The 19,593-nt window shown below is 63.5% G+C and carries 17 protein-coding genes; 8 read left to right on the plus strand and 9 right to left on the minus strand.

The window, feature by feature from the left end; translation table 11 throughout:
- Positions 1-13: 13 nt before the first annotated feature.
- The 4 genes from QC821_RS04610 to dctP form a co-directional block, all read right to left on the minus strand.
- Positions 14-1,264, minus strand: a complete 1,251-nt coding sequence (locus tag QC821_RS04610; RefSeq protein ID WP_076746607.1) for a sarcosine oxidase subunit beta family protein — start codon at positions 1,262-1,264, stop codon at positions 14-16.
- A gap of 207 nt (positions 1,265-1,471) precedes the next feature.
- Entirely contained in the window at positions 1,472-2,755 is a 1,284-nt protein-coding gene (locus tag QC821_RS04615; RefSeq protein ID WP_309717649.1) for a TRAP transporter large permease, read from the minus strand.
- A complete protein-coding gene (locus tag QC821_RS04620) occupies positions 2,752-3,261 on the minus strand; it encodes a TRAP transporter small permease (protein WP_309717652.1) in 510 nt (169 codons plus the stop codon). The genes QC821_RS04615 and QC821_RS04620 overlap by 4 nt, the downstream gene beginning before the upstream one ends.
- Positions 3,262-3,323: 62 nt before the next feature.
- Entirely contained in the window at positions 3,324-4,346 is a 1,023-nt protein-coding gene (dctP, locus tag QC821_RS04625; protein WP_309717655.1) for a TRAP transporter substrate-binding protein DctP, read from the minus strand.
- A 190-nt stretch (positions 4,347-4,536) separates the two neighbouring features.
- Here dctP and QC821_RS04630 point away from each other — a divergent pair, with 190 nt between their 5' ends.
- The gene (locus QC821_RS04630) at positions 4,537-5,589 is read left to right on the plus strand and encodes a GlxA family transcriptional regulator (protein ID WP_309717657.1); all 1,053 of its coding nucleotides are present in this window, start codon (positions 4,537-4,539) and stop codon (positions 5,587-5,589) included.
- Positions 5,590-5,654: 65 nt separating this feature from the next.
- Here the strand turns inward: QC821_RS04630 and glyA are convergent, their stop codons facing one another.
- Positions 5,655-6,980, minus strand: coding sequence for a serine hydroxymethyltransferase (glyA, locus tag QC821_RS04635; RefSeq protein WP_309717660.1), 1,326 nt, complete (start codon positions 6,978-6,980; stop codon positions 5,655-5,657).
- Between the two features lie 244 nt (positions 6,981-7,224).
- Here glyA and QC821_RS04640 point away from each other — a divergent pair, with 244 nt between their 5' ends.
- The 4 genes from QC821_RS04640 to QC821_RS04655 all read left to right on the plus strand — a co-directional run bounded on the left by QC821_RS04640 (position 7,225) and on the right by QC821_RS04655 (position 12,309).
- On the plus strand, positions 7,225-8,103 hold the full coding sequence (locus tag QC821_RS04640; RefSeq protein ID WP_309717663.1) for an AEC family transporter: 879 nt from the start codon (positions 7,225-7,227) through the stop codon (positions 8,101-8,103).
- 84 nt (positions 8,104-8,187) lie between these two features.
- Positions 8,188-9,342 (plus strand): PQQ-dependent sugar dehydrogenase, encoded by a 1,155-nt coding sequence (locus tag QC821_RS04645; RefSeq protein WP_309717666.1) that lies wholly within the window; start codon positions 8,188-8,190, stop codon positions 9,340-9,342.
- A gap of 88 nt (positions 9,343-9,430) precedes the next feature.
- Positions 9,431-10,066 carry a TetR/AcrR family transcriptional regulator gene (locus QC821_RS04650; protein ID WP_309717668.1) on the plus strand — a complete coding sequence of 212 codons (636 nt, stop codon included), beginning with the start codon at positions 9,431-9,433 and terminating at the stop codon, positions 10,064-10,066.
- A gap of 191 nt (positions 10,067-10,257) precedes the next feature.
- Entirely contained in the window at positions 10,258-12,309 is a 2,052-nt protein-coding gene (locus QC821_RS04655; RefSeq protein WP_309717671.1) for an oxidoreductase, read from the plus strand.
- A 54-nt stretch (positions 12,310-12,363) separates the two neighbouring features.
- Here the strand turns inward: QC821_RS04655 and QC821_RS04660 are convergent, their stop codons facing one another.
- Positions 12,364-13,470: an FAD-binding oxidoreductase gene (locus QC821_RS04660; RefSeq protein ID WP_309717674.1), complete on the minus strand. Its 1,107-nt coding sequence runs from the start codon at positions 13,468-13,470 to the stop codon at positions 12,364-12,366.
- Positions 13,471-13,784: 314 nt separating this feature from the next.
- Here QC821_RS04660 and QC821_RS04665 point away from each other — a divergent pair, with 314 nt between their 5' ends.
- The 3 genes from QC821_RS04665 (at position 13,785) to QC821_RS04675 (ending at position 18,277) form a co-directional block, all read left to right on the plus strand.
- Positions 13,785-15,071, plus strand: coding sequence for an aromatic ring-hydroxylating oxygenase subunit alpha (locus QC821_RS04665; RefSeq protein ID WP_309717676.1), 1,287 nt, complete (start codon positions 13,785-13,787; stop codon positions 15,069-15,071).
- Between the two features lie 355 nt (positions 15,072-15,426).
- Positions 15,427-16,890, plus strand: coding sequence for a sensor histidine kinase (locus QC821_RS04670; RefSeq protein ID WP_309717680.1), 1,464 nt, complete (start codon positions 15,427-15,429; stop codon positions 16,888-16,890).
- A 13-nt stretch (positions 16,891-16,903) separates the two neighbouring features.
- Positions 16,904-18,277 carry a sigma-54-dependent transcriptional regulator gene (locus QC821_RS04675; protein ID WP_309717682.1) on the plus strand — a complete coding sequence of 458 codons (1,374 nt, stop codon included), beginning with the start codon at positions 16,904-16,906 and terminating at the stop codon, positions 18,275-18,277.
- A 106-nt stretch (positions 18,278-18,383) separates the two neighbouring features.
- Here the strand turns inward: QC821_RS04675 and QC821_RS04680 are convergent, their stop codons facing one another.
- From QC821_RS04680 to QC821_RS04690, 3 genes are all read right to left on the minus strand, one after another.
- A complete protein-coding gene (locus QC821_RS04680) occupies positions 18,384-18,746 on the minus strand; it encodes a hypothetical protein (RefSeq protein ID WP_309717685.1) in 363 nt (120 codons plus the stop codon).
- Between the two features lie 134 nt (positions 18,747-18,880).
- Positions 18,881-19,156 (minus strand): hypothetical protein, encoded by a 276-nt coding sequence (locus QC821_RS04685; RefSeq protein WP_309717686.1) that lies wholly within the window; start codon positions 19,154-19,156, stop codon positions 18,881-18,883.
- A gap of 192 nt (positions 19,157-19,348) precedes the next feature.
- A complete protein-coding gene (locus QC821_RS04690; RefSeq protein ID WP_309717689.1) occupies positions 19,349-19,582 on the minus strand; it encodes a hypothetical protein in 234 nt (77 codons plus the stop codon).
- Between the last annotated feature and the right edge of the window lie 11 nt (positions 19,583-19,593).

A 19,593-nucleotide genomic window follows, 5' to 3' on the forward strand; every position in this document is an offset into this window, starting at 1 on the left:
CGTGCAGGTTCGATTAGTGCGCCACCCCGGCGGCACCGTGCTCGTCCACCAGCGCTCCCGAATGGAAGCGGTCGATGGAGAACGGCGCGGCGATGGGGTGCATCTCGCCCTTGGCCAGGCTGGCGGCGAACACATGCCCCGACCCGGGCGTGGCCTTGAAGCCGCCGGTGCCCCAGCCGCAGTTGAAGAACAGCCCCTTGACCGGCGTCTTCGACAGAATCGGGCAGGCGTCCGGGCAGGTGTCGACGATGCCGCCCCACTGGCGGTTCATGCGCACCCGCGAGAAGATCGGGAACATCTCGACGATGGCCTGCAGGGTGTGCTCCACGGTGGGGAAGCTGCCGCGCTGGCCGTAGCCGTTGTAGCCGTCGATGCCGGCGCCGATCACCAGGTCGCCCTTGTCCGACTGGCTGATATAGCCGTGGACGTGGTTGGACATCACCACGGTGTCGAGGATCGGCTTGAGCGGCTCGGAGACCAGCGCCTGCAGCGGATGCGACTCCAGCGGCAGCCGGAAGCCGGCCATCTTGGCCAGCACACCGGAGTTGCCGGCGGTGACGCAGCCAATAGTCTTGGCCTCGATGTCGCCGCGGTTGGTATGCACGCCATAGACCTGGCCATCGCGGATCTTGAAGCCGGTGACCTCGGTGTTCTGCAGCAGGTCGACCCCCAGCGCATCGGCGGCACGAGCGTAGCCCCATGCCACCGCGTCGTGGCGCGCCACCCCGGCCCGCGGCTGCCACGAGGCGCCCATCACCGGATAGCGGGCGCGCTTGGAGCAGTCGAGGATCGGCACGATCTTCTGTACGCCGTCGGCGTCGAGCACTTCACTGTCGATGCCGTTGAGGCGGTTGGCGTTGACCCGGCGCTGGATGTCGCGCATGTCCTGCAGGGTGTGGCCGAGGTTAAGCACGCCGCGCTGGGAGAACATCACGTTGTAGTTGATGTCCTGGGAGAGCCCTTCCCACAGCTTCATGGAGTGTTCGTAGAGCGCCGCCGCCTCGTCCCACAGGTAGTTGGAGCGCACGATGGTGGTGTTGCGCGCCGTGTTGCCGCCGCCCAGCCAGCCCTTCTCGACCACGGCGACATTGGTGATGCCGTGCTCCTTGGCCAGGTAGTATGCGGTGGCCAGGCCGTGGCCGCCGCCGCCGACGATGATCACGTCGTACTGCTTCTTGGGCGTGGGATTGCGCCACTGGCGCTCCCAGTGCTCATGGTGGCTCAGCGCGTGCTTGACCAGGCCGAAGCCGGAATAGCGTTGCATGGACGACTCCTGGGAGTGGCTGCGCTAGGCGCAGTTTCATGGTTGTGAGCAACTGCATCACTGACGACGATGGTAGAAGCCGTTCAGCGAGGTGAACTACTCGCCAGCGTCATGCCGGGTCGCATTTGCGACAGGCAGGCCAGAGAAACGCGGCCTGCCCTGCAAAAACCCCATGGCAACATGGGCAGCATGAAGCTATCTAGCGCGCTACCAGCGTGTGACCCAGAGGATTAGCTCGGGAAACAGTGTGAATAGCCCCACCGCTCCCAGCAGTATCAGCCAATAGGGCAAGGAAGCCTTGGCAGCAGTGGTAAGGTCGACTTCGTTTTTGGAAATGGACGTCAAGACGAAAAGATTCAGCCCCATGGGAGGAGTTATCATTCCTATCTCAACCAGCAGGGTAACGACGATGCCAAACCAGATGGGATCAAACCCAAGGCCAATAATCATAGGGAATGTGATAGGCAGCGTCATCAACAGCAGTGAAATACCATCGAAGAAACAACCAAGCACAATATAGACGATGACGATTAACAGTAGAATACCGTAGGGACCCAGGCCAAAACCACTGATAGCATCTACCGCAGATCGGGGAATACCCAACAGACTGACGGCCTGAGATAGAATTACCGTGCCGAGCAAGATCATGCCAATTGCTGCGAACATCAGGGAGGCATTTTTAAATGCCTGCCACAGTTTGGGCAGGTTGAGATTCCCCCATGTCATGCCTAGCACAATACTAGCAACAACCCCCAGAGCGGCGGACTCCGTAGGCGTTGCTATACCCAAGTAAATTGTTCCTAAAACGAAGAAGATCAATATTGGCAGCGGCCAGATTTCCTTGAGCCCGCGGGCCACTGCTAGCCAGTCCATTCGCCCCTGTGACTCCGGCGCAACCGGCCCGCCAAACTTGGTACGCACTATGATCCATATGGAAAAGGCACAAGCAATCATCAGTCCAGGCAGCATACCCGCGATGAACAAGGTGCCGATGGACACATTCTGGGTGGCGCCGTAGATGATCAGCGCCAGGCTCGGCGGTATCAATAGGCCCAGGGTGCCGCCCGCCGCCAGGCTGCCTACCACCATACCCGGGTCATAGCCGCGCGACCTCAGCTCGGGATAACCTACCGAGCCGATGGCGGCGGCGGTCGAGGTGCTGGAGCCGCTGACAGCACCGAACAGTGTACATACTGCAATATTGGTATGAAGCAGCTGCCCCGGCACACGTGCAAAGAGTGGCGTCAGGCCATTATAAACTCGCTTGGATATGCCACTCGCCAGGAGAATTTCTCCCAGGAAAATGAACAGCGGCACCGCGCTCAGCGTAAAGTCGGTCAGCATATTCCAAGAGGCGGTGATCGCCAAAGGGGTAGCGCCATTAGCTTGAAAATACAGCAGCGCCATGCCAACCAACCCCAGCGCTGCACCCAGTATTGCCCCACTAGTAAGAAGTACGGCAAGTCCACCGCTAAGCAGTAACCAACTCATGGTGCCACCTCCCCAGGCGACACATTGTCGCTAGGTGCTTGACGTATGCCATGGCGACATTGCACCAGTATGCATAGCAGCATGGAAATAGGCATGAGCGTCATCCAGGGCCAAAGCAGAATGCCGCTAATATCCGTTCGAGATCGGATGGAGTGAGAGAACTCCATGAAGCTCCATGCCTCATAGGCGAACACGACACAGAAGGTCACCAAGGTAAGCGTGCCGATCGCATCCAGAATGCTGGCCGCTGGCTCAGGCACCATTCTTCGCACGATCTCTATGCGGATATGGCGTCCCTTGTCCAGCACGTAGGGCAGGCAAAGGAAGGTCATGGAAAGGAACAACAAGCCGGCCAGTTCGTCGGAAAAGCGCACTGGCCGACCGCCAATATAGCGCATTAGCGTACTGACGAAGATCAGCCCCGTCATCGTAATACCGCTGAGCACACCCAGCAGAAAGGCGCCATGAGCCGATCGCTCAATGATGGCGCTCATTTTCTTCAGCATCGATCAGTCCACCCTGAAATGAAAAAAACGGGAGCCAGCTACTGGCTCCCGATGGATAGACCTCACTCGGAGAGTGCTTCGGTCACTGTTTCGTAGTACCGCAGGCCATCCTCGCCAGCGTTCTCCGCCAGACTCTGCCAGTTGTTCCAGGCTGCTGTTACAAAGGTCTCGACATCCTCAGCGGAGAATGGCTCCAGCACGGTGATACCCAACTCCTCACGCTCTGCCCGTGCTTCGGCCTCTCGCTCTGGATCCACGGCCAGCTCACGAGTGATATCCCAGACTTCCTGGCCGGCCTCTTCCAGCGCTTGGCGCTGATTCTCGTTGAGTCGTCCCAAAGCCCGCTCACTGATGCCGAATATCCAAGGCGCCGCGGCCCATGGATGTAGATAGGCCTCGTACTCGGTGACTTCCTGTAGAGAAATCGTCTTGGCGACGGTAGAGAGATAGTAGGCGCAGTCCACGACACCGGTCTGGAGGGCCATGTACATATCGTTCTGAGGAATCACCTGAGCTGCAATACCCAGCTCATCGAAGGTCTCGACCAGGTGCCTAGACCAAACTCTTACCTTCTTACCCTGCAGGTCTTCCAAGGTGTTGACGGGGCTCTTGCAGTGCAACCCTACGTCGAATACTGGCGCTACCACACCACCCACGGTGTGAATATCCCACTGCGCGAAGCCATCGTCATACAGCTCCTTGATGACGGGCAGGATGTCGAGGTGCTGCTCGGGTTCGGTAATCGCACCTTGGGCATACACCGCCGAGAGAGCCGGAGCATCACGTGTATAATACTCACCGTACAGCAGTGCCATATCCACCATGCCGCGCTGCAGAGTACGCAGAATATCCGCTTCCTTGAGCCCCAGTGCACCAGCATGGTAGACGTCGATCTTCAGTTCGCCTGCGGATTTTTCCTCTACCAGTCGTGCAAACTCCTCGATATGTTCCGCCTCGGGGCGAGATTGCGCCAGACCGCTATGGAAATTCAGTGTGATCTCGCTCGCCTGGGCATCGGATGCTACCAAGGCGAAGCCCAGCAGCGGCAAGAAAATCTTTAATTTGTTGATTTTGTTGTCTTTCATCGATTCACAACCTTCGAATGAGGAGGAGAATTTCATTCTCCCCGCGCCCCCCATTCAGTAGCGGACCGCATGCGACACCTTGATGCCGCAGAGCGACGACTTTGATTTTGGCACCACTTTGCGTATCTTGGACTTTGGTCTACCCGGGACAGTCCCTATCCTAGACCCAACATCAGGAGCCCATTCTCACATGGCCGCTCATTTCGAAAGCTTGCTCAAGAACAAGAACAGGGCTTACTTACCTCCCGGCTCTCACCCCATCGGGCCGCCCCAGACGCGCAAGGTTGCTTTCGTACTGCTGGAGCACTTTTCCATGATGGCCTTCACCGGTGCAGTGGATGCCTTGGTGACTGCCAACCTGATGCGCCCCTCTACACCTTACGAGGTAATAGTGGCTAGCATTTCAGGGAAGCACGTATTGAGCGACTTACATATCGAGACGCCCGTCAGCTGTCAACTCGAGGAACTCGATGAAAGACAGCTAGATATGTTGATCATCTGCGGCGGGTTGCGCGTTCAACTGCAGCAAGCCCAAGGTATACGCAATAAACTCAAAGCGGCCAGCAAGGTAGGAGTCACACTAGGTGGCTTGTGGAATGGCGCTTGGTTCCTTGCCGATGCCGGGCTGCTACATGGGTACGAATGTGCCTACCACCCCGACGGGCGTACTGCCCTGCGAGAGATGTTTCCCGAGGTCACGGTCTCCAAGCACCACCATGTCCTGGATAGAGAACGATTGACTTGTGCGGGAGCCAACAGCTCGCTGGACATGATGCTGCAGATGGTGCGGCGTGATTGCGGAGAAGAGTTCACCAACGCCATTGAGGAGATCCTCAGTTGCGACAAGCGACAAGAAATAGCCGATATATCCGTCATCAGCATCGACCATGACCCGACCTTGCCTCAGCCATTAAAAATTGCGCTAGAACTCATGCAGAATAATATAGAAGAACCGCTCTCCATCCACGAAATCGCCGACTGCATCGATATTTCCCGACGGCAGTTGGAACGTCTGTTTCAACGACATGTAGATGCCTGCCCGTCACGCTACTATCTCGAACTTCGCTTGACTCATGCTCGCCGCTTACTGCAACAGACAAACAAGTCCATCACCGACATCGCCGTAGCCACTGGGTTTATCAGTATTTCCCACTTCCGACGTAGCTTCCACCAGCTATTCGATATTCCACCTGGCCGCTTTCGAAAGACACAGGCTAGCCAAGAGCACAATCTTCAAGGCTAGCCTGCCTGGGCATCCGGAGACGCGACTCTCGCAAGCTTGCTTATGACATATAGCCCGCGCCTAACTCAGGCGATGGCGCCGTGCCGCTCGGCGTCGGTGTGCCGGCTATCAGCGTAGACGGGGTAGCGGGCACACAGCGCCTCGACCTGGGCGCGCACCTCGGCTTCCACCGCAGTGCTGTCGTCGCCTGCGGCCAGGACGTCGAGGATGTCGCAGATCCAGCCGGCCAAGGCTTCGCAGTCGTCGACGCTGAAGCCGCGGGTGGTGACCGCCGGGGTGCCGATGCGCAGGCCGGAGGTGACGAAGGGGCTCTGCGGGTCGTTGGGTACGGCGTTCTTGTTGACGGTGATATGCGCCCGGCCCAGGGCGGCGTCGGCGTCCTTGCCGGTGACGCCCTGCTCGATCAGCGAGACCAGGAACAGGTGGTCGTCGGTGCCGCCGGAGACCACGTCGAAACCGCGGGCCATGAACACGCCGGCCATGGCCCGGGCGTTGTCGATCACGCGCTGCTGGTACTGTACGAACGCCTGGCTCATGGCCTCCTTGAAGGCCACCGCCTTGGCGGCGATGACGTGCATCAGCGGCCCGCCCTGCTGGCCGGGGAACACCGCGCCGTTGAGCTTCTTGTAGAGGTCGGCATCGCCGCTGGCGGAGAGGATCAGGCCACCGCGAGGGCCGCGCAGGGTCTTGTGGGTGGTGGTGGTCACCACGTGGGCGTGGGGCAGCGGGCTGGGGTAGAGGCCGGCGGCTACCAGCCCCGCCACGTGGGCCATGTCGACCAGCAGCCAGGCGCCGACGGCATCGGCGATGGCGCGGAAACGCCGCCAGTCAACCACCCGCGAGTAGGCCGAGAAGCCGGCGACGATCAGCTTGGGGTTATGCTCATGGGCCAGCCGCTCGACCTCGGCGTAGTCGATCTCGCCGGTGGCCGGGTCGAGGCCGTACTGCACGGCGTGGTAGTGCTTGCCGGAGAAGTTGGGCGCGGCGCCGTGGGTCAGGTGGCCGCCGTGGGCCAGGCTCATGCCCAGCACGGTGTCGCCGGGGCGGATCAACGCCATGAAGGCGGCGGCATTGGCCTGGGCCCCGGAGTGCGGCTGAACGTTGGCGTAGTCGGCGCTGAACAGGTCGCAGGCGCGCTCGATGGCCAGCGACTCGACCACGTCGACGTGCTCGCAGCCGCCGTAGTAGCGCTTGCCGGGATAACCCTCGGCATACTTGTTGGTCAGCTGCGTGCCCTGGGCCTGCATGACGTGCACGCTGGCATAGTTCTCTGAGGCGATCAGTTCGACATGCGCCTCCTGACGCGCTGTCTCCTCGGCGATGGCCGCGGCCAGCGGGGCATCGAATGCCGCCAGGGTGTCGGTATAGGCAAAGCCGTCGCGATGTGGCATCAGGGCCTCCAGAAGCACGGTGATGAGCGGTGATTGATTTCACTTGCGGCGATGGTATCCCCCGCCCCGCCAACCAAGATGCTTGGCGACGTCACGACCCGATGCGTTTGCGACAGAGCTGTCGGGTTGCGACATCGCCCCAGCCTTTGCAGCGCAGCATGAATCGACGACAATAGCGCATCATCTTAGACCTTCGTCGCTAGCGGCGGCGTCGACCGCACCGCAGCACAACCAAGGACAGCGCATGTTCGTCGAACTCTTTGCCGTGATGGCCCCGGTCTTCGTCGGCGCCAGCCTGGGCTTCACCTGGATTCGCCTCGGCCACGCCTACCCGGTGGAGTTCGTCACCAAGCTGGTCTTCAACATCGGCACCCCGGCACTGATCCTGGCCTCGCTGAGCGGTGCCGAGATTGATGCCGGCAGCTTCGGCCGCACCATGCTCGGCACCCTGCTGGTGATCGTCGCCATGGGCCTTTTGACCTTCGCCGTGGCGCCGCTGCTGCGCAAGGACTGGCGGGTACTGCTGTCGCCGATGATGTATCCCAATACCGGTAACATGGGCCTGGCGGTGGCGCTATATGCCTTTGGCAGCAGCGGCTTCGCCTTCGCCATCGCCTCGATGGTCACCGTATCGCTGGTGCAGTTCACCTTCGGCACCGCCATGCACAGCAGGAGCGGCCGCCCACTGCGCACCCTGGCCCGCACCCCCACCGTCTACGCCATCGGCATCGCCTTGGCGCTACTGCTCACCGACACCGCCCTGCCGCGCTGGCTGGACAACACCGTGGACCTGATCTCGGGGTTCACGGTGCCGCTGATGCTGATCACCCTCGGCGTGTCGCTGGCCAGCATTCAGGCCCGCAACCTCTCCTCGGGGATTGGCTTCAGCGTGGTCCGCACCCTGGCCGCGGCGCTGCTGGCGTGGGGCATCGGTACCGTCATCGGCCTGCCGCCCCTGGCCCACAGCATTCTGGTACTGCAGATGAGCATGCCGGTGGCGGTGTTCAACTACCTGTTCGCCCAGCGCTCCGGCCGCGAGCCGAAGTACGTCGCCGGGCTGGTGTTCTGCTCCACCCTGCTGTCGTTCATCTACCTGCCAATCCTGCTGGCGATCATGATGTAGTGGAGAAAATCGCCCCCGCCGGGGTCTCTGCTAGGGTGAAGGTCATCCATCCATGTCAGTGAGTTCGACACAGGGAGCGAGATCATGAGCAAGTTGGGCAAGACATCGCAAGGTGCCATGCTGGGCAGCGCGCTGATCGCCGGCGGCCTGCTGGGCTTGAGTAGCGCCCATGCCGAGGAGCTGGTCGCCGAGGGCATCGACAGCGAAGAGACGGCGCTGCGCATCGTGCAGCTGGCCGGCGGCCTGGAGCACCCCTGGGGCATCGCCGAGCTGCCCGACGGGCGTTTCCTGGTCACCGAGCGCGCCGGGCGCATGGCGCTGATCGACGGCGGCGAGATCACCCACCTCGACGGCGTGCCGGAGGTGGCCGCCAACGGCCAGGGCGGCCTGCTCGACGTGACCCTGCACCACGCCTACGCCGACGGCGAGGAGTGGATCTACTTCAGCTACTCCAAGCCCGGCGACGGCGGCACCGTCAGCGCCCTGGCCAGGGCACGCCTGGACGGCGAGGCGCTGGTCGACGTCGAGGAGCTGTTCGAGCAGGACCGCTACTCTCAGCCCGGTCGCCACTACGGTTCGCGACTGGCGTGGCTGCCCGACGGCAGCCTGCTGATGACCGTCGGCGACCGCGGCGTCGAGCCCGAGCGCTCCCAGGATGCCGGTGACCACGCCGGCAGCGTGCTGCGCCTGACCGAGACCGGCGGCGTGCCCGACGACAACCCCTTCGTCGACGACGACGCGGCGCTGGACGAGATCTACTCCATCGGCAATCGCAACATCCAAGGCTTCGCGGTGGATGCCGACGGCACCATCTGGGCCAGCGAGCACGGCCCGCTGGGCGGCGACGAGCTCAACCTGATCGAGGCCGGCGAGAACTACGGCTGGCCGACGGTGAGCCGCGGCGTCGACTACGGCACCCGCGAGCCGATCGGCGAGGACTCCCACCCGGATATGCAGGACGCGCGCTATATCTACGAGGACCGCTTTGCACCCTCGGGCCTGGCCCAGGTCGACAGCGAGGCATTCTCCGCCTGGCAGGGCAACCTGCTCGCCGGCGGGCTGCGCAGCGAGCAGCTCAAGCGGCTGGTCATGGAAGACGGAGAGGTCGCCCACCGCGAGATCGTGCTCGACGGCGAGATCGGCCGCATTCGCGAAGTGCATCAGGGCAGCGACGGCTACATCTACCTGCTCACCGATTCGGGCGACGATGGCCTCTACAGGCTCGAGCCGGACAACTAGGCGCGGGCGACGGCCAGCCTAGAGGCAACGTGTACATGAACATGACACCTATGTACACTTTGCCTCGACGATGTCAGAGACCGCCACCATGCCACCCACCGCTTCGCCCCCTGCCAAGGGATCACGCGACGTCTGGCTCGATGCGGCATTCGACCTGCTGATCGAGTCGGGCGTCGATAGCGTACGTATCCTCCCGTTGGCCAAGCGCCTCAAACTCTCCCGCACCAGCTTCTACTGGTTCTTCAAGGACCGCGAGGCGCTGCTCGATGCCCTGATCGCACGCTGGCGAGAGAAGAATACCCTGGGCCTGGTGCGCCAGACCGAGGCCTACGCCGAGAATATCGCCGAGGCGATGCTCAATGTCTTCGACTGCTGGCTGAATCCTCAACTGTTCGACTCCCCGCTGGAATTTGCCATGCGCAGCTGGGCGTTGCAGTCGGCGCCAGTGGAGCGTGAAATCGAGGCTGCCGACGCCGAGCGTATCGACGCACTGACTCGCATGTTCGAACGCTACGGCGTCGAGCCGCTGGCGGCCAACGTACGCGGGCGCACCATCTACCTGACCCAGATCGGCTATATCTCGATGAAAACCCAGGAGCCGCTCGAGGTGCGCATGCAGCGCATCCCTGACTATGTGGAAATCTTCACCGGCCAACCCCCGGGGCCTCGCGACCTGAAGCGCTTCCATGCCCGGCACGGGCACTCTCCAACACCCCCTCGCTAGGCCGTCCTTGGCTCCGCTGCCAAGCCGCTAGGCATGCCGTAGGCCACGGTGAGCAGCAATGGCTCACGTGCTGGTGTGTCCTGCTTGCGCCGCCAATGTACATCAATGTACATTTCAATGACCCTGGTGTACATACGCCGCTAGCGCCGTAAACGAGACAACAAGAAAGCCCCCACAAGAGAGCCCCGACCATGGCTAACGATCCGCTGCTGCAGCCCTTTCAGCTCAAGCACTTGACCTTGAAAAACCGGCTGATGATGACGTCCCACGAGCCCGCCTACCCCGAAGATGGCATGCCCAAGGCGCTCTACCGCGAATATCACGCCGAGCGGGCCCGCGCCGGCCTTGGCCTGACCATGACCGCCGGGTCGGCGGCAGTGGCCAAGGATAGCCCGCCGGTGTTCAACAACATCCTGGCCTACAAGGACGAAGTGGTGCCGTGGATGAAGGAGCTCACCGACGCCTGTCACGAGCACGGCACCGCGGTGATGATCCAGCTGACGCATCTGGGCCGGCGTACCCGCTGGGACAAGGGCGACTGGCTACCGGCGGTATCCGCCTCGCACCGCCGTGAAGCCTCCCACCGCGCCTTTCCCAAGCAGGTCGAGGAGTGGGACATCGAGCGACTGATCCGTGACTACGCCGATGCCGCCGAGCGCATGCACGCCGCCGGCCTCGACGGCATCGAACTGCAGGCCTATGGCCACCTGATGGACCAGTTCTGGTCGCCGCTGACCAACACGCTGGACGCCCCCTACGGCGGCGATCTCGACAACCGGCTGCGCTTTACCTTCGAGGTGCTGCGCGCCATTCGCCAGCGGGTCGGCGAGGCGTTCATCGTCGGCGTGCGCTACACCGGCGACGAGATGCTGCCCGGCGGGCTCACTGCCGAGGAGGGCATGACGATCTCCCACCGCCTGAAGCAGAGCGGCCTGGTCGACTTCCTCAACGTGGTCCGCGGGCATATCGACACAGACGCGGGGCTCACCGACGTGATCCCCATCCAGGGCATGCCCAGCGCCCCGCACCTCGACTTCGCCGGCGAGATCAAACGCCAGGTGGACTTCCCTACCTTCCATGGCGCCAAGATCCAGGACGTCGCCACCGCGCGCCATGCCATCGCCTCGGGCAAGGTCGACATGATCGGCATGACCCGCGCCCACATGGCCGACCCGCACATCGTGCGCAAGATCATGCAAGGCCGCGAGGAGGAGATCCGCCCCTGCGTGGGCGCCAACTACTGCCTCGACCGCATCTACCAGGGCGGCGCCGCCTACTGCATCCACAACGCCGCCACCGGGCGCGAAACCAGCATGCCCCACACCATCCCCAAGGCCGCGCAGCGGCGCCGGGTGGTGATCATCGGCGCCGGGCCCGCAGGCCTGGAAGCCGCCCGGGTCGCCGGCGAGCGGGGCCATTCAGTGGTGGTGCTGGAAGCCGCCAGCGATGCCGGCGGCCAGGTGCGCCTCACCGCGCAGAGCGAGCGTCGCCGCGAGATGCTGGGCATCATCGATTGGCGCCTGGCACAGTGCGACGCGCTCGGCGTCGAGATCCGCTACAACGTCTGGGCCGAGGCCGAGGAGGTGCTCGCCGAGCAGCCAGACGCGGTGATCGTGGCCACCGGCGGCTACCCCATGGAAGACCAGCCCGAGGTCGGGCACGACCTGGTAGTCAACACCTGGGATATCCTTTCCGGGCACGTAGCGCCGGGAAACCGGGTACTGCTGTTCGATGACGCCGGCGATCATGCCGCCATGCAGGCGGCGGAGATCATCGCCGCCAGCGGGGCCGAACTCGAGATCATGACGCCGGACCGCACCTTCTCGGCGGAGATCATGGCCATGAACCTGGTGCCCTACATGCGCGCCCTGCAGCGCCCCAACGTCACCTTCACGCCCACCTACCGGCTGAAGTCCGTGCAGCGCGATGGCGGTGAGCTGCTGGCTACTATTACCAGCGACTATGCGTCACCAGGGCAGTTGGACCTGAACCAGGCGCGGCGCATCGACCAGGTAGTGGTCAACTACGGCATCACGCCGATGGCCGACATCTACTTCGCGCTCAAGCCACACTCCCGCAACGCCGGCGAGGTAGACTACGACGACCTGATCGCCGGCAGGGCCCAGGCCGTCATTCGTAACGCGAACGGTGGCTTCCAGCTGTTCCGCATCGGCGATGCCGTCGAGTCACGCAATACCCATGCGGCGATCTATGACGCCCTGAGGCTGGTCAAGGACCTGTAACGCGAGAGCCCCATGCCGCAGCGCGACACGGGGCTCTCAGCACGCCCTCTCGCCTCAGTACTCCACCACCACATTGCCGGTGGGCATGCTGCAGCAGGAGAGGATATAACCCTCGGCGATATCCTCGTCGGTGATACCGCCGTTGTGCTCCATGTTGACCTGCCCCGAGCTCAGCGGCACGCGGCAGGTACCGCAGATGCCCATCCCGCACGCCTTGGGAATGTGCAGGCCAAGCTTGGCCGCGGCGGCATGCACCGTCTCGCCGGGCTGGATGCGCACGCTCTTGCCGGTGGCGGAAAACTCGACGCTGAGCATGTCCGCCGTATCGAGCTCCTCGGCTTCGGCTTCGGCCTGCTCGACCAGCTCCAGCACGTCCTCCTGCACCGCCAGCGGCGTGGCGCCGAACGACTCCTCATGGTAGTGGGCCATGTCGAAGCCGTTGTCGCGCAGGATGCGCTTGACCGCGTTCATGTAGGCGGGCGGGCCGCAGCAGAAGATTTCACGCTCCATGAAATCCGGCGCCATCAGCTCGAGCATCGCCTGGCTGAGATAGCCGCGGAAGCCGGCCCAGGTCTCGCCCAGATCGTCGCTGCGCTCGCAGACGATATGCAGCTTGAACTCGGGGATTCGCGTGAAGATATGCTCCAGCTCGCGCTGGAAGAGAATGTCGCGCGGCGTACGTGCGCTGTGCACGAACTCCAGGTCCACGGCGGCGTTGGTGTCGAAGAACCAGCGCGCCATCGACATCAGCGGCGTGATGCCCACCCCGCCGGAGAGCATCAGGATCTTCTCGGCGGGGTAGTCGATGGCATTGAAGTTGCCCACCGGGCCGTGTACCGCCAGCTCATCGCCGATGCGCAGATGATCGTGCAGCCAGTTGGAGACCCTGCCACCGGGCAGCCGCTTGACGCTGATCGAGAAGCTGTAGGGGATCGAGGGCGAACTGGAGATAGTGTAGGAGCGCATCATCGGCTCGCCGTCGATCTCCAGCTCCAGGGTCACGAACTGTCCAGGCTTGAAGAAGAACAGCACCGGCTGCTCGGCCATGAAGCAGAAAGTGCGTACGTCCCAGGTCTCCTGGATCACCTTGACACAGCGCACCAGGTGGCGGCCATTGGTCCAGGTCTGGGTGGTGACCGGGTTGAGGAAGTTCATGGACATGGGAACACTCGCCTGGGCTGCGGTCATGAAATGGACACCGCTCTCACATGGCGGTACCGGTTGCTGCGAATTCTGCGCACAGTGCGGCCATTCCACATGCCTGTCTGCGACATCGGCATGCCCACCCGTCCCAGCCCCAGGCAGGATTCTTGCCCCATGCGTCGCCGCTGCATCACGCCTTGTCGTCGCCAGACAACCGTGCAGCGAGCGACTGATCCAAACTCGCCACCAAGTATCCCCGATCGCGCCGGTCACACCCACCGACAACCGTCCCGTGCCGCTGCATGCGGCCCCGTTACAGAGGAAGCGTTTTCATGGACTCGATGTCACACGAGCGTCTCGACGATCCGTTGGCCGGCGCCCGCGAGGCCACCAGCACCATGCTCGCCCAGCGCACCCCGCAATTCTCGCTGCCCCAGCCGTTCTACAATGACGCACGGCTGTTCGCCCTGGACATGCAGGAGATCTTCGAGAAGGAGTGGCTGTTCGCCGGCATGGCCTGTGAAATACCCGCCAAGGGCAATTTCATGACCCTCGAGGTCGGCGACAATCCGCTGATCCTGGTGCGCGGCGCCGAGGGCGCCATCCACGGTTTCCACAACGTCTGCCGTCACCGCGGCTCGCGGCTTTGCGTCAAGGACAAGGGCAAGGTCGCCAAGCTGGTCTGCCCCTACCATCAGTGGACCTACGAACTCGATGGCCGGCTGCTGTTCGCCGGCAGCGACATGGGCGACAACTTCGACCTGAACCAGTACGGCCTCAAGCCGATCCAGGTGCGCACCGCCGGTGGCTTCATCTTCGTCAGCCTCGCCGAGCAGCCGCCGGCCATCGACGACTTGCTGGCCACCCTCGAGCACTACCTCGAGCCCTACGACATGGCCAACACCAAGGTCGCGGTGGAGTCGTCGATCGTCGAGCAGGCCAACTGGAAACTGGTGATCGAGAACAACCGCGAGTGCTACCACTGCAACGGCGCCCACCCGGAGCTGCTCAACACCCTGCTCGAGTTCGATGACACCGACGACCCACGGGCCACCCCGGCCTACAAGGCCCAGGTGGCGCGCAAGCAGGCCGACTGGGACGCCGAGCAGGTGCCCTGGCAGCTCAAGCGCTTCGGCAAGCGCAACCGCCTGACCCGCACCCCGCTGCTGGAAGGCACCGTGTCGATGACCATGGACGGCAAGCCGGGCTGTCGCAAGCTGATGGGCCGCCTGCAGAGCCCCGATATGGGCTCGCTGCGCATCCTTCACCTGCCCAACTCCTGGAACCACTTCATGGGCGACCACGCCGTGGTATTCCGGGTACTGCCACTCGGCCCGCAGCAGACGCTGGTGACCACCAAGTGGCTGGTGCATGCCGATGCCGTGGCCGGCGTCGACTACGACCCCGAGCAGCTGCGCAAGGTGTGGGACGCCACCAACGATCAGGATCGCCGCCTCGCCGAAGAGAACCAGCGCGGCATCAACTCCCGGGCCTATCAGCCAGGCCCCTACTCGACGACCTACGAGTTCGGCGTGATCGACTTCATCGACTGGTACAGCGAGCGCATGCAGGAGAATATCGGCCACACCGCGCCCCACCTGCACATGGTTAAGGGCTGACATTCGCCCCTTGGCCACCGGCTGAAAGGACGGGTGATCGCAGTTGCCCTTAAGCGTAGGACGCCGGGGACAGGTCGAAGAGGAGGTTTGCGCCTTGGGTGAGGAGGATTCCTCCGAACGGGCTGGCCATGGATGGCCAGCACTGGTCCTGCAAGCGGAGCAGGATGCGAGAGCGCAGCAGGGCGCAAGGTAGCGCCCAGGGACGGGTTCACAGCGCCTCCTCGCAGGCCTGTCGACGGATCAGTCCGAGCGGTACTGTTAACTGCGATAGCCCTGGGCTGAACGGTCGGTGGCTGGATTTCCGCGCCGCGGCGTGTTGGGATAGTCGCTGATCCGAACGTCGCGGTAAGCCTGCATGCGCCTACGCAACATCATTATCGTCACGGTTCTGGTGCCGCTGTTCCTGATCCTGCTGGTATTCAGCCTGGTGGCGATCAAGTCACTGGAAGACAACGTGCGCACCAAGCTGCAAAGCGAGGTGCAGATCATCAGCCACGCCATCGGCACCTCGTTGGGCTACGCCCTGGAGCGTGATACCCCCGACGCCCTGCAGGAGTCGCTGCACTCGGCGTTCTCCTTCCACCGCATCTACGGCGCCTACGTCTTCGACCCCCAGGGCGACAAGATCTATGGCCTGGGGCTCGGCGAGGAGCTGTTCGATGCCGACGACATCCGCGCCGTGGTCGAGGCCGGCGAACCGACCGGCGACTACCGTCAGCACGAGCGCTGGAACTACTACTCGGCGCTGGTACCGCTGACCACGCCTGGCGGCGAGATCCGCGGGGTGCTGCAGGTCAACCGGCTCAATACCGGCATCGAGAACTATACTGGTTTTATCAGCATCGTCGCCGTCGTCGTCTTCGCGGTGGGCGCTGCGGGTATCGTGCTGATGATCTGGTGGGGCTTTCGCCACTATATCGAAAGACCGCTCAATCGCCTGCTGGGGGTCATGGAGCGGGTCGAGAAGGGCGACCGCAGCCAGCGCGCAGCGATCGACGGCCCCGCCGAATATCGCAAGCTGTCGCTGGCCCTCAACGGCATGCTCGACGCCATGGCCGAGAAGGACGCCGATATCGAGGCCCGCCAGCGCAAGGAGATCGAGCTCGAGAAGCGCCTGCGCAAATCGAAGAAGCTCGCCGAACTCGGCGTGCTGGCCGCCGGCGTCGCACACGAGATCGGCGCGCCGCTGACGGTGATCAACGGCCAGGCCCAGCGGCTGGCACGCCGCGAGGTGATCGGCGACGACGAGCGCGCCAAGCTGGGCCGTATCCGCAGCGAGGTCGAGCGCATCGTGGTGATCGTGCGCCAGCTGATGGAGCTGGGCCGCCAGCACAACGTCGAGAAGGAGAGCTGCCGGCTCGACGAGCTGATCGCCGCGGCGATCGAGCTGCTCGAGGATGAACTCGAACGCTGCGGCAGCCATGTCGAGGTTGCCCTACCTAGCCCCGCACCGGAGCTCACCGTCAACGGCCAGCAGCTCACGCAGGTGTTCACCAATCTGATGCACAACGCCCTGCAGGCCAACCCCGGCGGACATATCCGGGTCAGCGCTGAAACACTCAACGGTGAGCTGCATATCAAGGTCGAGGACGACGGCCCAGGTATCGGCGAAGCCGACAAGAACCGTGTCTTCGACCCCTTCTTCACCACCAAGCCGGTCGGCCAGGGAAGTGGCTTGGGCCTGTCGATGGTTCACCGTATCATCAACGACCACGGCGGCACCGTGGGGGTCTTCGACAGCGCCCTGGGTGGCGCCGGATTCGAACTGAACTTCCCCACCGAAGATCCGCCACCCGCGCAAGGAGCGCAACCCGCATGACAAGGAGGCTTTCGTGACGCCGCCGATTCTGATCGTCGAAGACGACCCGGCGATTCTCGAGCTGCTCGAGGAAGAGCTCCAGGATGCCGGCTATACCACCCTCGGAGTCGCCAGCGCCGAGGACGCCATCGCCACCCTCAGCCACGAGAGCGTCGAGCTGATCATCAGCGACGTGCGGCTGCCCGGTATCAGCGGCATGCAGCTGCTCGAGCGGCTGCGCCACGACGGCAGCACGGTCGGCTTCATCGTGATCACCGCCTTCGGCACCATCGAGCAAGCGGTGGAGGCACTGAAGATCGGCGCCGATGACTTCCTGACCAAGCCGCTGGACCTCGAGGGCGTGCGCGATGCGGTCTACCGGGTGCTCGAGAATCATCGCCTGGCGGCGCGCCTGGAGAGCGCCGGCGGTGCCCGCCCGCACTTCCACGGCATTGTCGGCGAGAGCGAGGCGATGCAGTCGCTGTTTCACGACGCGGCGCGGCTGGCCAGGAGCAGTGCGCCGATTCTGATCCTCGGCGAGAGCGGTACCGGCAAGGAGCTACTGGCCCGCGCCATCCACGCCGAGAGCCCACGCCACGACGCCCCCTTCATCGCCGTCAACTGTGCCAGCATCCCCATGGAGCTGATGGAGAGCGAGTTCTTCGGCCATGTGAAAGGCGCCTTCACCGGCGCCAACGAGGCGCGCCAGGGGCTGTTCCACGCCGCCAACGGCGGCAGCCTGTTCCTCGACGAGATCGGCGAGATGCCGCCCTCGCTGCAGGCCAAGCTGCTGCGCGCCCTGCAGGAGAGGTCCGTGCGTGCGGTTGGTGCCGAAAAGGAGGAGCAGGTCGATGTGCGCATCATCGCGGCCACCCACCGCGACCTCGAGAAGGAGATCGAGGGTGACAACTTCAGGAGCGACCTGTTCTATCGCCTCGAGACCTTTTCGCTGCGCATTCCACCGCTTCGCGAGCGCGAGGGCGATATCGAGAGGCTGACCGCCGCACTGATCGACAAGCACGCCGAGCAGCAGGGCAAGCACATCGAACAGGTCGAGCCGCTGGCCCTCCAGGCGCTGCTCAACTACCCCTACCCGGGCAACGTCCGCGAGCTGGAAAACGCCATCATGCGCGCGGTCACGCTGGCCGAGGACGGCATCCTGTGCCACCACGACCTGCCAGAGCGCCTGCGCGGCCACGCCGATGAGCAGCGCATCGCCCTCGGCAACGAGGTGACACCCGCCGCGGCCCAGGGCGCCAGCTGGCCGAGTCTAGAGGACGTCGAGAAGCGCTATATCCAGAAGGTGCTGGAGGCAACTGGCGGCAACAAGCGGCGCACCGCCGATATCCTCGGCATCGCCCGCAAGACCCTCTATCGCCGCCTCGAGGACCACGACGACGCCACCTAAGCGTTCTCTGTTCGGCGCCCTGCACACGCCAACGGCGCCTACTGGGGCGCCGTTGATGTATGCGATCGAGGCTCGTCAGCCGTGCTGCTGACGATAGTCGCTGCGATCAGTTAGCCTCTTCTTCCGGCAGCGGCTCGCCGGAGTGCTCGGCGGGCGGGTCCGCTTCGCCGGGCATGGCCTCGCCGCCATCACCGAAGCCGGCTTCCTCCTCTTCCGGCATGCCGGCGCTAGGCTCGTCGCCGGTCCCCGGCTCGCCGGTGGTCGGATCGGCGGTGCCCTGCTCGGCATCGGCGGGGTCAGTCCCCGGGGTCGCCGGATCCTGGGTGCCCGGTGAGGCCGGATCCGAGGTTCCCGCGGGATCGGCGGGCGCACCACCGTCGTGCATATCGGCGATCACCAGCGGACTGGCAGTAAGCCCCAGCGATACACCAACAATACCCAGCGTCTTCAAGAATGTCTTGGACATCATCGCGAACAACCTCCTGATCCATTGTGGCCACATCCCTGTGTGGCCTGCCGGCGAACGTGTCGCCGGTCGACAAGCGAGGCCTCCGTGCCCCGCCATCATGCAATCGAACTACCAATTCCGGATGGGCTGGACGATCAGAACTCTTCGTCCTGCTCCTCCATCATCGGGTCTTCTTCCATCATGCCGTCGTCATCCATGGCGGGGTCGTCGCCCATGCCCTGATCCATTCCCGGATCCTCGTCCATGGGCTGGTCCATTGCCGGATCTTCCTCCATCGGCGCTGGCTCCTCCTCCATCGGCGGCATATCGTCGTCATTACCGCAGCCTGCGAGTGCCAGGCTGCCCAGTAGCATGGCGGCAATCGAGGTGGCGGCCATGAATTTGCGGCTTGCTTTGGTGCTTATGTTCATCCTTGCCTCCTGACGATTGCTTGGGTGTCACCACAGACCAAGCAGAAACCGCGCCACTTCGCCAGAAGCAAGGAATAAAGCTCATAAAAACAGATAGATACAATTATTACGCACACACCCAAGACGCCACCACCTGGCCCGCATGACGGGCCAGGAGTGGCGAAAAATGACACATGGGTCGCAATGGCCAGGCTAACGCGCCTGGAGGATATCCTCGATGGCACGCCGCACCGAGGGCAGCATGATCTCGCGCTGCTGCATCAGTGCGGCGATCTCCGCCTCCAGCCCCGGCACGCCGACCTCGTGCTGCTTACGCCTGGCGAGCCGGGCGCAAGTCTCGGGACAGGCGCCCTCGGGGAGCTGTACGCCCAGCGCCACCAGGCGCTGGCGAAAGTCATCCCCGTCGATCAGTTCGGCGATCATCATGGTACAGCCCT

Source organism: Franzmannia qiaohouensis (assembly GCF_031451695.1).
GTDB lineage: Bacteria > Pseudomonadota > Gammaproteobacteria > Pseudomonadales > Halomonadaceae > Franzmannia > Franzmannia qiaohouensis.